At 61.9% G+C, this 15,198-nt stretch carries 13 protein-coding genes; 1 reads left to right on the top strand and 12 read right to left on the bottom strand.

The features are described from left to right. Positions 1-4 precede the first annotated feature (4 nt). The 4 genes from I5S59_RS13975 to I5S59_RS13960 all read right to left on the bottom strand — a co-directional run bounded on the left by I5S59_RS13975 (position 5) and on the right by I5S59_RS13960 (position 5,193). Positions 5-1,072 carry a WD40/YVTN/BNR-like repeat-containing protein gene (locus tag I5S59_RS13975; RefSeq protein WP_197877140.1) on the bottom strand — a complete coding sequence of 356 codons (1,068 nt, stop codon included), beginning with the start codon at positions 1,070-1,072 and terminating at the stop codon, positions 5-7. 96 nt (positions 1,073-1,168) lie between these two features. Next, a complete protein-coding gene (locus tag I5S59_RS13970; protein WP_197877139.1) occupies positions 1,169-2,527 on the bottom strand; it encodes a DUF1329 domain-containing protein in 1,359 nt (452 codons plus the stop codon). 58 nt (positions 2,528-2,585) lie between these two features. After that, a complete protein-coding gene (locus I5S59_RS13965; protein WP_197877138.1) occupies positions 2,586-4,541 on the bottom strand; it encodes a DUF1302 domain-containing protein in 1,956 nt (651 codons plus the stop codon). A gap of 85 nt (positions 4,542-4,626) precedes the next feature. After that, a complete protein-coding gene (locus I5S59_RS13960; protein WP_197877137.1) occupies positions 4,627-5,193 on the bottom strand; it encodes an RBBP9/YdeN family alpha/beta hydrolase in 567 nt (188 codons plus the stop codon). A 254-nt stretch (positions 5,194-5,447) separates the two neighbouring features. On the opposite strand from I5S59_RS13960, the gene I5S59_RS13955 reads away from it, so the two are divergent. Next, complete coding sequence (locus I5S59_RS13955) at positions 5,448-6,458, top strand: AraC family transcriptional regulator (protein ID WP_197877136.1); 1,011 nt, start codon at positions 5,448-5,450, stop codon at positions 6,456-6,458. Positions 6,459-6,544: 86 nt separating this feature from the next. On the opposite strand, the gene I5S59_RS13950 is transcribed toward I5S59_RS13955, so the two are convergent. From I5S59_RS13950 to I5S59_RS13915, 8 genes are all read right to left on the bottom strand, one after another. Then, positions 6,545-7,555, bottom strand: a complete 1,011-nt coding sequence (locus I5S59_RS13950) for a YeiH family protein (protein WP_197877135.1) — start codon at positions 7,553-7,555, stop codon at positions 6,545-6,547. After that, a complete protein-coding gene (locus I5S59_RS13945; RefSeq protein WP_197877134.1) occupies positions 7,552-7,872 on the bottom strand; it encodes a Rieske (2Fe-2S) protein in 321 nt (106 codons plus the stop codon). The genes I5S59_RS13950 and I5S59_RS13945 overlap by 4 nt, the downstream gene beginning before the upstream one ends. Then, positions 7,869-8,522, bottom strand: coding sequence for a DsbA family oxidoreductase (locus I5S59_RS13940; protein WP_197877133.1), 654 nt, complete (start codon positions 8,520-8,522; stop codon positions 7,869-7,871). The genes I5S59_RS13945 and I5S59_RS13940 overlap by 4 nt, the downstream gene beginning before the upstream one ends. After that, the gene (locus tag I5S59_RS13935) at positions 8,519-9,841 is read right to left on the bottom strand and encodes an MFS transporter (protein WP_197877132.1); all 1,323 of its coding nucleotides are present in this window, start codon (positions 9,839-9,841) and stop codon (positions 8,519-8,521) included. The genes I5S59_RS13940 and I5S59_RS13935 overlap by 4 nt, the downstream gene beginning before the upstream one ends. A 110-nt stretch (positions 9,842-9,951) precedes the next feature. Continuing rightward, positions 9,952-11,004, bottom strand: coding sequence for a 3-keto-5-aminohexanoate cleavage protein (locus tag I5S59_RS13930; RefSeq protein WP_197877131.1), 1,053 nt, complete (start codon positions 11,002-11,004; stop codon positions 9,952-9,954). Between the two features lie 65 nt (positions 11,005-11,069). Next, positions 11,070-11,918: a TauD/TfdA dioxygenase family protein gene (locus tag I5S59_RS13925; protein WP_197877130.1), complete on the bottom strand. Its 849-nt coding sequence runs from the start codon at positions 11,916-11,918 to the stop codon at positions 11,070-11,072. A gap of 13 nt (positions 11,919-11,931) precedes the next feature. Beyond that, the gene (locus I5S59_RS13920) at positions 11,932-12,912 is read right to left on the bottom strand and encodes a quinone oxidoreductase family protein (protein ID WP_197877129.1); all 981 of its coding nucleotides are present in this window, start codon (positions 12,910-12,912) and stop codon (positions 11,932-11,934) included. A 255-nt stretch (positions 12,913-13,167) separates the two neighbouring features. After that, positions 13,168-15,069, bottom strand: coding sequence for a potassium transporter Kup (locus I5S59_RS13915; protein ID WP_197877128.1), 1,902 nt, complete (start codon positions 15,067-15,069; stop codon positions 13,168-13,170). Positions 15,070-15,198: the final 129 nt, after the last annotated feature.

Here is a 15,198-nt window from a genome sequence, read left to right as displayed (position 1 = left end):
GCGGTTACTCAACGGCGAGCGTGCGTACGCCGCGCTCACCCACCAGCACCAGATCGGTTGCGGCATCAAACGCCGCGCCGGTGATCGGGGTACGGGTGATTTGACTCACCTGGACAAAACTGGCGCCGTCGTCGTGGCTGACCAGTACATGCCCGGCCTGGCTCATCAGCCAGAGCTTGCCGGCACTGTCGAGGTTGGCGGCGGTGATGCTGTTGGCAAGGCCGGTATCGACCATCTGCCAGTTTTCGCCGCCATCGGTGCTGCGCACCACATGACCGCGCAGGCCATAGGCCAGCAACACGCCTGGTTTGCCGACAGCGCCGAAAAAGGTGCCGGCGTACGGCGTGGTCAGGCGAGTGAAATGTTCGCCATCAGCGGCCAGCTTGAGCAGCAGCCCCTGTTCGCCGGTGATGTACAGCGCCCCGTCGATACTGGCCAGGCTGGTCAGGTGCAGGGCTTGCGGGTTGTCGGTGCGCTCCAGCCATGGGGTCCAGTGCTGGCCGCCATCACGGGTGTGCAGCAACAGGTTGAACACACCGACGGCAAAGCCGTTTTGCTCATCGGCGAACCACACATCCAGCAAGGGCTTGTCGGCGCCCTCTGCAACCAGGCGTTCACCTTCGCCCACCAGTTGCGCCAGGCGTTCGTCGTTGGGCGCTGCCTGGGCCTGGGCACGGTAATAGGCCAGCACCTGCTCGCCCAGTACGCGACCGTCCAGTTGTTTTTGCCAGGTTTTGCCGCCGTCCTGGCTATGAACTATCACCCCATCGTTACCCACTGCCCAACCTTGTTCGGCACTGGGGAAACTCACGGCATTGAGATCGGCACTGGCCGGCACACTGGCTTGTTGCCAATGACCGCCGTGGTCGTCGGAATACAGAATGTGGCCACGCGGGCCGACCGCCACCATGCGCGCACCGGCGCTGGTCACATCACGCAACGGGCTAACCGTCGTCAAGGCACTCGGCGCGGCCGGCAGATCCAGTACATCCGTGTAAGGCGCGGCCTGGGCCGTACCTTGAAGGGCTGCCCACGTCAGCATCAACGCGGTGCATCGTTTGACAAAATACATACCCGGTCCTCCGGATCGCCGCTGCACGCAGCAGGCTGCTCTACAAAGCGTCCGGCGTCGCAAGCGAGGCCGGACTTCATCTACGTTGCCGTCGACTCAGCGAATACCAGCACCCGCCAGCGACTCCGGCGACCACTGGGTTTTCGACAGCGGGTCGATGTAACGGATACCGCCGTAAGCGCCTACCACACCGTTGAGGTTGTAGGTGCCGCCAATCAGGTCGTAGATCATGAACGGCGTAGAGTCCGGGGTGCGTTTGTCATAGCTCTGGCTGAGGAAGGCGAACGAACCACGGTACAGCTGGCCACGGGCGTCATACTGGTCCGATGCCAGAGCGATCCAGCTGTCTTCGTCGAGGTAGAAGCGACGCTTGTGGTAGATGTGACGCGCGCCATCCTTGAGTTTGCCTTCCACCACCCAGACCCGGTGTTTTTCCCAGCGCACGAAGTCCGGTGCCAGGTGGTTCGGGGTGATCAGCTGTTTGATGTCGGTGTTGTAGGTCAGTTTGTAGGTGTTGTACGGCACAAACATTTCCTGCTTGCCGACCAGGGTCCAGTCGTAGCGGTCCAGCGCACCGTTGAAGACGAACACGTCATCGTAGGTGCCCGAGCCCGAAGTCCCTGGGTTAGGGGTGTCATAGGCCAGGTTAGGCGCGAGTTTCACCCGGCGCTGGCCGGGCAGGTATTGCCAGGCGCTGCGAGGTTGTACCAGCGGGTTGGCAGCATCACGCAGCATCATTGCCTCACCGGCGCGACGGGCCGGCGCGGTGTACACCAGTTTCATCTGGTAGTAAGTGTCTTTGGAGCCGATCGGCTTGTTCATGTCCTCGTAGATCGGGTAGCTGATGTTCGCCTGACCGGTGGTGGACAGGGTCGGCACACCGGCGGCGTCGACGTTCCAGGAGTCATATTTGGCCGCCATGCTCACGCCCTGATAGCGCAGGAGGAAGTTCCACATGGCCTCGGCACCGGTCTGCGGAATCGGGAACGGAATGCCCGGCAGCACGTTTTCAACAGCCGAGCCACCTTCCTGGCTGCGCGCACCGACGGCGTTCTTCACCGTGTTGTCGAGTACAGGCTGCGGCAGCGCCACAGTACGGTGGGTCGGGTAGACATCAACCTTGAAGGTCGGAAAGCGCTTGAGCAGCTCAAGGGTGGTGGCGGTCAGCTGGCCTTTGTACTGGTCGGCGTTCTTGGCGTCGATGACCATCAGCGGCTTTTCACCGGCAAACGGGTCGGGGCGCATGCTGTCGCCGCTTTTGAAACTGGCTGGCGGGGTAACCAGACCACCCTGGTAGGCAGGAATCGAGCCGTCGGCATTGGCCGCTTTTTCGGCGCCGATCTGGGTCAGGTTGTTGCCCAGGCGGGCAGCCTGGTCAGCGGATACGGCAGCGTGGGCGGCATTGAAGGCGGCCAGCGACAGGCACGTGGCCAACAGAGTACGCATGTAGTTCATGATGTTCTCCAGCGTGATGACTGAAAATGCAGTGACTTAAAGACTTGAATGCAGTGACTTAAAAAGTGGTTTTAAGGGTCAGATAAAGCGCACCACGGTCTTCGGTGGTGGCACCGCCACCAGAGAAGGAGGCGTAGCCGCCGCCGTAGCAGGTGTAGTCCTGCTCACCATCCAGGGCATTGGGAGCCGCGCCATCGGTCTGGCCGTTTTTGCACGACTGGGTTTTGCCGAAGCTGTCGACGTACTTGAGGTCGACGAAATACTGGTTGTAAACCGCAGCGCTGACGCCTACGGCATAGTTGCCGGTGTCTTCGGCGCCGCCGCCCTGCACAGGCGACACGCCGTCGATACCGACGTTGATCGACAACGGCATGCTCATGTCGACACCCGGCATGACCTGGTACCAGGTCGGCGTGAAGTTGACAGCGATGCCCCAGTTGTCACGGGTCGGCTTGTCGATGCCGCGGTAGCTGCTCTTGCCCTTGTACAAGGCCTCGTTATGGCTATCGAGCTTGAGCAGGTTGCTGTAGAACAGTTCGCCGAGCAGGGTTGCGCCGTCGAACAACGGTGTGTCACCAATGGTCATCAGGCCATTGAGGGTCCAGTGCAGGGTCTCGCCGGTGGCAGCCAGGCCGTCGCCATCCTTGGGTACGTCATAGATCACGCCGCTGGCTGGCGAGCGCGGCGGCAACAAGCCGAAACCGCCACCCAGGCCACTTTGCCCCGGTGCACTGACAATGGCCGGAATACTGGCCAGCGGCATGTTGTGGCGGATGTTCAGGTCGCTGCCGACACTGATACCGGCGACATCCTTGGACAGGCTAAGGCCGTAGACATCGATGTTGTCGGCGTAGGCAAACTGGTAGGTCGGGGTTTTCAGCGAGTTGTAAAGGTTGCCGACGGCACCGTTACGGTTGGCCGGTGGTGTACCGAACGGGCCGCTGGACACCGTCAGGCCACGGGCATCGAGCCAGGCTTGCGGGAGGATTTCCGAGGTTTTGCGGTAGTAGAAGCCCAGGGTGCCGCCGAGCCATTCTGGCGACCACTTGGCCATGACGCCCCAATCACCGGACTTGTCCGGGGTCAGGTCTTCGCCACGGCGAATGGTGGTCAGGGCGCCACGCACCGGAATCAATCCAGGGGTGCCGGTATGGCCGAGCAGGAAGCTTTGTGCGCCCTCACCTACCACGTCGGAGCTACCGTAGTAAGTACCGGCTTCTGGCAAGCGGGCGGCGTCCCAGTCGAAGAAGTATTGCGCGCCGAGGGTCAGTTCCGAGTTGACCAGGAACGAGGTGGACAGCTGGTTACGCGGCACGAACAGTTCTTTGGCTTCGGTGCCGGGCGATGCCGCCAGCTTGGCCAGGTCCAGACCCGACTGGCCGTAGCTCAGCGAGTGCACCGGGTTGAGCAGTGTTTCACCCCAGAACAGGTTGTGCTGGCCGAGTTTGCCGCTGAGTTCGGAACTGTCGCCGATTTCAGTACGGGCAAACACAAAGGCATCGAGCACTTCGCCTGACGGGCCGTTGTAGTAGCGCTGGGCGTAGTTGCTCAGGTGCGAGCTGCCCAGCGGCGTACCGGTACCTGGCAGGCCATTGAGGCTCGGGTTGATCCCGGAGGTGTCGCCATTGCCGTTGACGAACGGGTTGGAATTGGAGCCGGTGTTTTCGTACGCCTTGTCATACCAGCTGGCGGTACTGACGCGAAAACCCATGCTGCCCTGGTAGATCACGTCCAGCTCGGTGAGCAGGTCGACACGGTTGGTGATGTTGGTGCCCGCCTTGCGGAAGTTGTAGTCGCCGTCGTTGTTGTTCGGCGTACCCAGCATGCGTTTGTCGGCACTTTCGGTGCGCACGCCGTAGTTGTACTTCACGGTGTTATCGAAGCGAACGGACCAGTCCTCGCTTCCGGTATCGACTTCAAACGCCTGGGCGCCAGGCATTGCGAGCAAACCGAGGGCGCAAGCGAGCAGACGACGCTGTGCAACCACAGCGCTAGGAATGCGGTGTTTGGGCATTACGATGACTCCACGTATTGTTATTGTTGTTTTCGCCGCCCGTCGGGTGCGGGCGTTGGTCAAGCGTCCGTGCAGTGCTGCGGGGTTAGCAGTCCAGGGTCTGGATAAAGTTTTCGGCCTGGGGCCAAGGCCCGTACCCAGAAGCAGGGTTCAGGTGGCCGACAGCGCCCAGCTCGACCAGCTGGCTACCCCAGCCTCGTGCCATGGCGGTGACAGCCTCAAGGCTGGCCAGGTGGTCATTGCTGCTGGCCGCAACAATGCTCGGGAACGGCAGTGGTGTGATCGGCAACGGCGCCCAGCCATTGGCACGCAGCGTGTCAGGGCTTGGGTAGGCCGCCGGCCATTCGGCTTGCAGATCCGGTGGTGCCGCCAGCAACGCGCCTTTGATCGGCCGCTGATAGCGCGCCGCCCAGTGAGCTACCATCAGTACACCGGCGCTGTGCGCCACCAGTACTACCTCGCCATCGATCTGCTCGAGTGCGTGCTGGATCGCTTCGACCCGGGCGTTGCAATCAAGACCGTTGACTTGTAACGGCGCAACCGCGCGCACCTTGGCAAGGCGAGCCTCAAGCAGGGTCTGCCAGTGCTCGGCGACATGATCACGCAGGCCGGGGACGATCAGGACAGTAGCGGCGGTATGCAATTTTTCCACGTCAACACCTATGCTCTAGAAAGACCGCTCGCCGAGTAAGGCGAACGCTTCGAGAGTCACAGTAATCAGCGCTCCCCCTGGGTGCTTTACATTGAGCGTCAGTGACTTTTCATTTGATGACAAGCGTGTGTGCAGGCGCCCCAAGCCCCGGATTAGGCGGCTGCAAACAGCTTTTCATTTGGCGACACACAGGCTATAAATCCTTACCCGTCGCAGAAACGGGACGCCTAATGAGAACGCGTGGAAAACAATAAATGGCCGCCCTTGTCCGTGCTGCAAGCTTGACCAACTACCTTGAGGTGTCCCGGCACCTGGGTATCAACCCTCATGCACTGCTGGCCCAGGTGGGCCTCAGTGCGGCGCTGCTCGAAGACCCCAACCAACGCCTGTCGGCGACCACGGTGGTGACCTTGCTGGAAGAGTCCGCCCGGGTCAGCGGCTGCGAGACCTTTGGCCTGCGCATGGCCGAACTGCGCCAGCTATCCGACTTTGGCGAGATCAGCCTGCTGCTCAGCCATCAGCGCACTTTGCGCGATGCGTTGCGGGTGATCGTGCAGTACCGTCACTTGCTCAATGACGCCCTGGCCATTGATGTCGAAGAAGCGGGCAAGACCGTGATCATTCGCGAAGAAGTGGTCAGCGATCATTCCCGCAGCAGCCGTCAGGCCACGGAGCTTGCGATTGGCGTGATGCTGCGCTTTTGCGCCGCGTTGCTGGGCGCCCATTGGCACCCGATCAGCGCCAACTTCACCCACAGCGCCCCTGCCGACCTTGCCATTCATCGGCGCATTTTTGGTTGCAAGCTGGTATTCGGCAGTGAGTTCAACGGTATCGTCTGCCCGTCGGCTGACCTCGACACCGCCAACCCCCTGGCCAACGATGCCATGGCCCGGCTGGCGCAGCGCTACCTGGACAGCTTGCAGGCCAGCGGCAACCTGTCGCTGGAAAACGAAATGCGCAAGACCATCTACCTGTTGCTGCCGATGGGGCGCGCCACCATTGAACAGGTGGCCCAGACCCAGAGCATGAACGTACGCACCCTGCAGCGACGCCTTGAGGAATGCGGCGTGACCTTCAGCGACCTGATCAACAGCGTGCGCCGGGACCTGGTGATCCGTTACCTGGAAAACCCCAATTACACGCTGGGGCGCATTGCCGACATGCTGGGTTACTCGATGCCCAGCTCGTTCACCCGTTGGTTCATAGCCCAGTTCGGTATGCCGCCGGCGTTGTGGCGGAATCAGAATGGGGTGCAGGGGAAATAATCAACGCTGCACTCACGGCCTGCAGGAGCGTTCAGGCAAAAAAAAGCACGCCTGGGCGTGCTTTGAAAATGCCGGAAGCCGGCGCCTCACAACCCCCAATGCATCAGCGCCAGCACCAGCAACACGAGGAACACCGTCTCGCCCACCATCAAGGCAATGGGCTTGAAGCCGACCTTGGCCAGTTCCTTGAGCTGGGTCTTCATCCCCAGTGCACTGATCGCGACCACCAGGCACCAGCGCGACAGGTCGTTGATACCGCCCTGCACTATTGTCGGCACCCAGCCGGTGCTGTTCAGGCACGCCAGCAGCACAAAACCCACCGCAAACCATGGCAACAGCGGCGGCCGCTTGCCGCTGGTGTCGTCGCCTGAGCGCCGGGTAATCATCGCGGCGCAGACAATCACCGGCAGCAGCATCGCCACCCGCATCAGCTTGACCACCGTGGCAATGTCCCCGGTTTCGGTCGACATGCTGTACCCCGCCCCCACCACTTGCGCGACATCGTGAATGGTGGCGCCAAGGAATACTCCGGCCTGGGGCGGCGTCAGCTCAAGCCAGGTGGCAATCATCGGGTACAGGATCATCGCCAGGGTCGACAGCGCCGACACGCCGATTACGGTGAACAGCGTCGCGTGTTCTTTCTGTTTGTGCGGCGGTAGCGCCGCCGCCAGTGCCAGTGCTGCCGAAGCACCGCAAATTGCCGTGGCACCGCCCGTGAGCATGCCGAACAAGCGGTTGAAGCCCAGGGCCTTGGCCACCACCATCGACACACTGATGGTCACAGCGACGATGATCACCACCAGTGCCACCGGCTTCCAGCCAAGGCTGGCGATCTGTTCCAGGGTGATGCGCATGCCCAGCAACGCAACGCCGATGCGCAGCACCGTGCGGGCGGTGAATTCGATGCCGACCTTGCAGCGGCCGTCGACGGAGAGAAAATTCAGCGCCATGCCCAGCAACAAGGCAAACAGCATTACCGGCGCGCCGTAGTGCTCGCTGAGAAAGCTGGCCGCTGCGGCGGCAATCAGGCTGACCAGAAAACCTGGCGCCAGCTCGCGTACCCGGTTGTTGACGGCGGTAATCGCGACAGTGCTCATTGGCCAGCCTCCTCATAGACGATGTACAGCTGATCACCCTGCTGCTCGACCGGGTAGCTGTTCACCTTGAGCGCGGTGGAATTGAGCAGGTAACCGCTGGCCAGGTCGAAACGCAGGCCATGGGCGCAACACTGGATCACCCGCCCTTCCAGGCGCCCGCCACACAGCGAGGCACCTTGATGCGGGCAGCTGTCATCGATGGCGTAGAAGCTATCGGCGACATTGAACAGCGCCAGACTCTTGCCTTCGAACGCCAGCAGCGCACGGCCGCCGCGCTCGGGTACCTTGTGCGCGGGCACGGGGTAGCGAAGGCTCATGCCGGCACCGCCTCGTCCAGGGCTTCACGCATGGCTTCCAGCAGTACGGCGGGTGGCTGTGCGCCCGAGACCGCGCGACGCTGGTTGAGGACGAAGCAAGGCACACCGTCGGCAGCGTGGGCATTGCCGCCCATGAACGGGCTGGCATCGCCGCGCAGGCAATCGGCAATTTGCGTCGGGCTCAAACCGCAGTTGCGGGCGATGTGCAGCAAGGTGACCGGGTCACCGAGGTCCTTGCCTTGCTCAAAGTAGGCAGCGAACAGGCGTGCCAGCAAGGCTTCGACCACCTGCGTGTCACCCAGCGCAATGGCGCGCTGGAGCAAACGGTGGGCATCGCCGGTGTTGGGCATGCGCGTGATGCGCGAAAAGTCGATGTCGACCCCGGCCGCTTGCGCTGCGGCCCGCACCTGGGCCTGTCGAACGCGCACAGCTTCATCGCTGCCCAGGCGTTTGCGGTAGAACGCTTCGAAGGGTTGCCCGGTGACAGGCATGTCCGGCAGCAATTGCACGCCGCGCCAGCGCACGCTGACTTCAGCATCAGGCTGCTCGACACGCAGCTGCTCAAGGGCGACCTGCAGGTGACGCTGGCCGATCAGGCACCAAGGGCAGATAAAGTCGAAAAATACTTCGATGGACAACACGCGCTTCACGGTTTTACCTCCTGAATCGGCGCCACTTCAGGCGTCACTTCCTGCAGGTTTTGCAGGCGGGCCATGTCGTTGTGGTAGTGGCGCTTGGCAACAAAAAACACAGCGGCGGCAAAGATGCTGATCAATGGCACCAGCTGGAACGCGGCGTGCAAACCGATCACGTCGGAAACACGCCCGGTAATCAACGGCCCGGTGGCCAGCCCCAAGAGGTTGTTGGCCAGGGTCAGGGTGGCGAACGCGGTACCGTGCACCGAGTAATGCGTAAGGTTGGCGACCATCGCGCTGGACGGGCCATTGGTGCCCGCAGCGATCATCATGCCCAGGCAGATCAGCACCAGTTGCGCAGTGCCGGTTGGCAAGGCGAACGCCAGCGACAACAACAGGCAGCTGCCCAGGCAATAACCGATGGCCAGGCTGATCTTGCGGTCCGGGCGCTGGCGCCCCAGGCGGTCGCAGAGCATGCCGCAGAGGATGATGCCAATGCCGCTGCACAGCACGATGATAGCGGCGACCACGCCGGCACGGTCTGTACCCATGGCGTAATAGCGGTTCAGGTAGCTGGGCATCCAGACAATCACCGTACCGCCGACGAACAACTGCAGGCCGCTGCCGACGTAGGCGGCAATCACCGAGCGGCTGCTGTACAAGGTGTGCAATGGACGCGCGATTTTCTTCGCGGCGTCGTTCATGCGTTTCGGGGCGATTTTCGCTTCTTTGACCACCAACGGGTACAGCACCGCCAGCAACAAGCCAAACAAGGCCATGCCGGCAAAGGCCCAGCGCCAGCCCAGGTGCTGGGCCAATACACCACCCAGCGCCATGCCCAGCACCGAGCCGAACATGCCGCCAGCCATAAAGGCACCGGCCAGGGTCGCGCGCATGTCGCGGGGGAACACCGCCACCACCACAGCGATACCGACGCTGCCGTAGGCGGCTTCACCGACGCCGACCAGGAAACGGGCGACGAACATCTGTTCATAGTTTTCTGCCAGGGCGCAGCCCAGGGTGGCGAGGCTCCAGAGGATGGCCATCAGCACCAGGCTCTTGACCCGGCCAAAGCGGTCGGCGAGCAATGAAAGCGGGAACGTCAGCAAGCCGACCATCAGGGCAACAATGCCACTGAGCAGGCCAAGCTGGCTGTCACTCAGGGCCCATTCGCCCTTGAGCAGAGGAAAGACGGCGTTGAGCACTTGGCGCGACATGTAGTCGGAAATCAGCAGGCCAAAGGTCAAGGCGAAGACAAACCAGGCATAACGCCGTGGAATGCCACGAGAAGTATCGACACCATCATCTGTGGCGTTGGCAAGATAGGCGGCCATGCTGCCTCCTTAGTTGTCTGGCATAGATGTTTTTGTTATTCAAAAGCCTGACGTTCAGCGCTGTGTTCGGTGGCAGGTCGGCCCCCCGTCAAGGGCCGACCCGTTACCGGTCAGCTGCGCTGAGGTACACCCTTTTGACCTGGCAGGCGGTTAGGCGCCATTCCGTTGGCCTTGAGCGTTTCCTCGATGCTGCTGTATTGCTCGCCAATGCGGTAAATGGCACGGGCTTCTTTGCCGTTGGCGATCTCGCGGCCCAGTTCATGGGCAATACGTACGGTTTGCTGGATCTGTTGCACCGAGGAGAAACGCTTGCCTTGGTGGTCGATGATCGTGTCTTCGTTACCGCAACGTGCGTGCAGGCCCATGGCCATGGCCATGGCGTTGAATGGCAGCACGTTCTTGAGCAGCGACTCGGAGGTCAGGGTGCAGCCATCCGGGGCGCGGTGGATGAAGTTGAAGAAGTTGAATGGGTTCGGGCCGTCGAAGCCGCCACCGATACCGATCCAGGTCAGGTTCAGCGGGCCCATGTAGTCGCCGCGGCGCACGATGCGCTCGAGGGTTTCCAGGGCGTGCATGCCGGTCAGCTGGAAGTGCGGCTGAATGTTGCTGGCCTGCAGGCGGCGCAGGTGCTCGCGCACCCAGGCCGGGCCGGCCGGTACGGTCATTTCACTGTAGGCAGCCTGAATCGCCGGGTGGGACAGCGAGGTGCCCTCCAGGTATTCCGGGTACAGCAGCTCCATGATGTTCATCTGGGTGGTGTTGATCGCCACCGTCACCTGGTCAGGCTTTGGCGTCAGCTCGGCGAGCATGTGACGGGTATCGTCCGACAGCCATTTGGCCGCCTCGCCGTCGCTTTCCGGGGCAAACGAGATCGAGCCGCCGACCTGAATGATCATTTCCGGTACCGCTTCGCGCACACCGGCAATCAATTCGTTGAATTTCGACAGGCGTTTGGAGCCTTTGCCATCCAGTTCACGTACGTGCAGGTGCAGCACCGTGGCGCCTGCTTCGTAGCAGTCAACGGCCTTTTGAACCTGCTCGTCCATGGTCAGCGGGATGTCTTCAGGGAAGTCCTCAGGCATCCACTCCGGGCCATACGGGGCCACGGTGATGACCACCTTTTCCATGTTTTCCGGGTGCAGCGAATCGTCGAAGAATTGCATGTTTCCGTCCTCGGTCTTGTTATTGTCGTATTCGGTGAACGCGCCAGTCGGCGACTGGCCTGCGCTTAAAACGTACGGTCACCCTTGATCCCGGCGCGCTCCATCTTGCGGTGGCAGGCGGGGTAGTCCATGACCGCGTAGTGCTGGGTACTGCGGTTGTCCCAGATCGCGATGCTGTTGGGCTTCCAGCGCCAGCGCACCTGGTACTCGGGCAGATAGGCCTGGCTGATCAGGTAGCGCAGCAGATCGCCGGCACCGGGGTTGGCGTCCTGGCCGAAACGTATCCGCTGCGGCGTGTGGTAATTGGTGAAATGGGTGGTAAAGGCGTTGACGAACAGCACCTGCTCACCGGTTTCCGGGTGGGTACGCACCACCGGGTGCTCGGCATCCGGGAACTGGGCCTTGAGCGCCAGGCGTTTCTCGATCGGCATCGCGGCGCCAAAACTGGCCTCGATGCTGTGACGGGCGCGCAGGCCTTCGATTTTTGCCTTCACGTCGTCCGGCAGGTTCTGGTAGGCCAGCACCATGTTCGCCCACATGGTGTCGCCGCCCACCGGCGGGCATTCCACGCAGCGCAGCACGCAGCCCATGGGCGGTGCTTCGCGCCAGGTAGCGTCAGTGTGCCAGGCGTTTTCATAACGGTCGGCCGGCTGGTCCGGACGCTTGTAGATCTGCACCAGGCCCGGATGCTCCGGGTCGCTACCGGCGACCGGGTGATCTTCCAGGTCGCCAAAGCGGCGCGCGAACGCTACGTGTTCGGCACGGGTGATGTTCTGGTCACGCAAAAACAGTACCCGGTGCTTGAGCAGCTGCGCACGCAGCTGCTCGAACAGGTCGTCGTCGTGCACTGCATCGGCCAGGTTGACCCCGGACACTTCGGCGCCGATGGCGCACGTCAATTGTTCGATGTGCATGCTGAGGCCCTCTTCAGATGACGAAGATCGACGAACCGGTGGTTTTGCGCGCTTCCAGGTCACGGTGGGCCTGGACGGCGTCCTGCAGGGCGTAGTGCTGATTGATCTCGATCTTGATCCGGCCGCTGCTGACGTGATCGAACAACTCGCCGGCAAGGTCGGCTTTCTCGACCGGGTCGGCAATGTAGTCGGCCAGCGCCGGACGGGTCATGAACAAAGAACCTTTCATGGCCAGGATCTGTGGATCGAACGGCGGGATGGTGCCCGAAGCGGTACCGACACACACCAGCAGGCCGCGGCGCTTGAGCGAGTCGAGCGACGACATGAAAGTGGTTTTGCCGACGCTGTCGAACACCACGTTGGCGCCAACGCCATCGGTGAGTTCGCGCACGCGCTTGGCCACATCTTCGTGGCTGTAGTTGATGGTGTGGGTGCAGCCGTGAGCCTTGGCGACTTCGGCCTTGGCATCGGTGGACACGGTACCGATGACATTGACGCCCAGCAGCTTGGCCCACTGCGACACGATCAGGCCTACGCCACCGGCAGCGGCGTGCAGCAACAGAGTATCGCCCGGTTTGAAGTCGTACAGGCGGCGCATCAGGTAGGCTGACGTCAGGCCGCGCATGGTCATTGCCGCAGCGGTTTCAAAGGCGATGGTTTCCGGCAGCTTGATCAGCGCAGCGGCGCCGATCAGGCGCTCGGTGCAATAAGCGCCCAGGGTATTGAGAAACCCGGTGTAGGTGACGCGGTCGCCCACGGCGACGTTGGTGACACCCTCACCCACTGCCTGGACCACACCGGCCGCTTCCACGCCCATGCCATTGGGCATCGGGATCGGGTAGGTGCCGTTACGAAAATAGGTGTCAGCGTAGTTCAGGCCAACCGCAACCTGGCGCAGGCGGACCTGGCCCGGGCCGGGCTCACCGACTTCGGCGTCCTCGTAGCGCAGGACTTCAGGGCCACCCGGTTCGTAGAAGCGTACGACTTTAGACATGCTTGTCACTCCGTTCTTGTTCTTGATGCACTGCGTCAGTACAGGTTGGCTGGACAATAAGCCCTACGCTTTCAAGGTGCTTCTCATCCCGCGACAAGCCTTTTTCATTTCGTGACAACCCCTCTGCGCTGGCTGCTGCACGGGCTTTTCTACGCCTCAAGTGCATGGCTGTAGCAACGAGCAATGCGATGTCCTCGCCCAGAAACAACAAAACCGGCACAAGGCCGGTTTTGTTTTATGCGCAACGCAGGATGTCTACATCTCCACCTGCGTACCCAGCTCGATCACGCGGTTGAGCGGCAATTTGAAGTACTTGAGGTTGCTGTTGGCGTTCTTCAGCAAAAAGGCAAACAACCCTTCGCGCCAGCGCGCCATCCCGATGCGCTTGGTCGGGATGACCGTCTCGCGGCTCAAGAAGAACGTCGTGACCATGGGGCTGAAGTCCAGGCCCGGTACGTGACACAGCTGCAATGCGGCCGGTACATCGGGTTCCTCGATAAAGCCGAAGTTGAGGTTCACCCGGTAAAAGCCGTCGCCGAAGTCCTGCACCTCGAAACGCTCAGCCACCGGCACCCGTGGGCGATCCTGCGACACCACCGTGAGCAACACCACCCGCTCGTGCAGTACCTGGTTATGCAGCAGATTGTGCAGCAAGGCGTGAGGCACTGCGTCGGAACGGGCCGTAAGAAACACAGCCGTACCCTGCACGCGGTGCGGTGGCTGGGCGGCAATACTGCTGATGAACAACGGCAACGGCAGCGCAGACTCGTCAAGGCGCTCAACGATGATCTTGCGGCCCCGCTTCCAGGTGGTCATCAGGATGAACAGTGCGGTACCGGCGATCACCGGGAACGCCCCGCCCTGGAAGATCTTCGGCGCGTTGGCGGCAAAGTACAGGCAGTCGACCAGCAGGAAACACACCAGCAACGGTATCGCCAGCCAGCGCGGTGCTTTCCACAACAGCAGCACCACCGCCGCCGACAGCAGCGTGGTAATGAGCATGGTACCGGTCACCGCCACGCCATAGGCGGCAGCCAGGGCGCTGGAGGACTCGAAGCCGATCACCAGCAGCACCACACCTACCATCAGCGCCCAGTTCACTGTGCCGATGTAGATCTGCCCTTGCTCCTGACTTGAGGTGTGCTGGATGAACATGCGCGGCACATACCCCAGCTGGATCGCCTGGCGCGTCAGCGAAAACGCGCCGGAAATCACCGCCTGGGAGGCGATGATGGTCGCCAGGGTGGCCAGCCCGACCATGGGCAGCAAAGCCCAGCCCGGTGCCAGCAGGTAGAACGGGTTACGCACCGCCTCAGGGTTGCCGAGGATCAGCGCGCCCTGGCCGAAATAGTTGAGCACAAGCCCCGGTAACACCAGAAGGATCCAGGCCCGGGCAATCGGCTTGCGCCCAAAGTGGCCCATGTCGGCATACAGCGCCTCGGCACCGGTCAGTGCCAGCACCACGGCGCCGAGAATGGCCACGCCGATACCCGGATGCACCACGAAAAATTGCACGGCCCTGGCCGGGTTGAGCGCCAGCAGCACTTCCGGGCGCTGGACGATGCCATACACACCCAGCGCGCCAAGTACGCTGAACCACAGGACCATGACCGGTCCGAAAAGGATGCCGATGCGCGCCGTGCCGTGCTTTTGAATCAGGAACAGCGCGACCAGCACCACCAGTGAAATCGGCACGACCCAGTGTTCGATGCCATCGAAAGCCAGTTGCAGGCCTTCAACCGCCGAAAGCACGGAGATTGCCGGGGTAATCATGCTGTCGCCGTAGAACAGTGCGGCGCCAAACAAGCCCAGTAGCACCAGTATTCGACTCAACCGCGGGTACGGCGCCGCCGCACGGCGGGCAAGGGCTGTCAGAGCCATGATGCCGCCTTCGCCCTGGTTGTCGGCGCGCAGCACGAACAGCACGTACTTGAGCGTCACCACCCAGATCAGCGACCAGAACACCAGCGACAGGATACCCAGTACGCCGTCATGGTTGGCTTGTACGCCGTAATGGCCGGCGAACACTTCCTTGAGGGTATACAGCGGGCTGGTGCCGATATCGCCGTAAACCACGCCGACGGCAGCAATCAGCAGGCTTATTGAGGAAGTTTTTACGGGGGGATGGGCGCTTGCAGAGGATACGGCTTGGCTCACGGTGGGACGTCTCGGCTACAGAATGCGGCGCAAGTATCCCTGACCGCGTGACGGCCCTTCGTAAAAAGTGCGTAAAATTTTTTGCGCCTGATCGCCAGCAAGCCGGCTCCTACAACCGCCTCCTGTAGG

Origin of the sequence: Pseudomonas alkylphenolica (genome assembly GCF_016009175.1) — a bacterium.
In the GTDB taxonomy this organism is placed as follows: Bacteria; Pseudomonadota; Gammaproteobacteria; order Pseudomonadales; family Pseudomonadaceae; genus Aquipseudomonas; species Aquipseudomonas alkylphenolica_B.
Note: the sequence above shows the minus strand (reverse complement) of the source record. Positions and strands in the feature narration are given on the sequence as shown.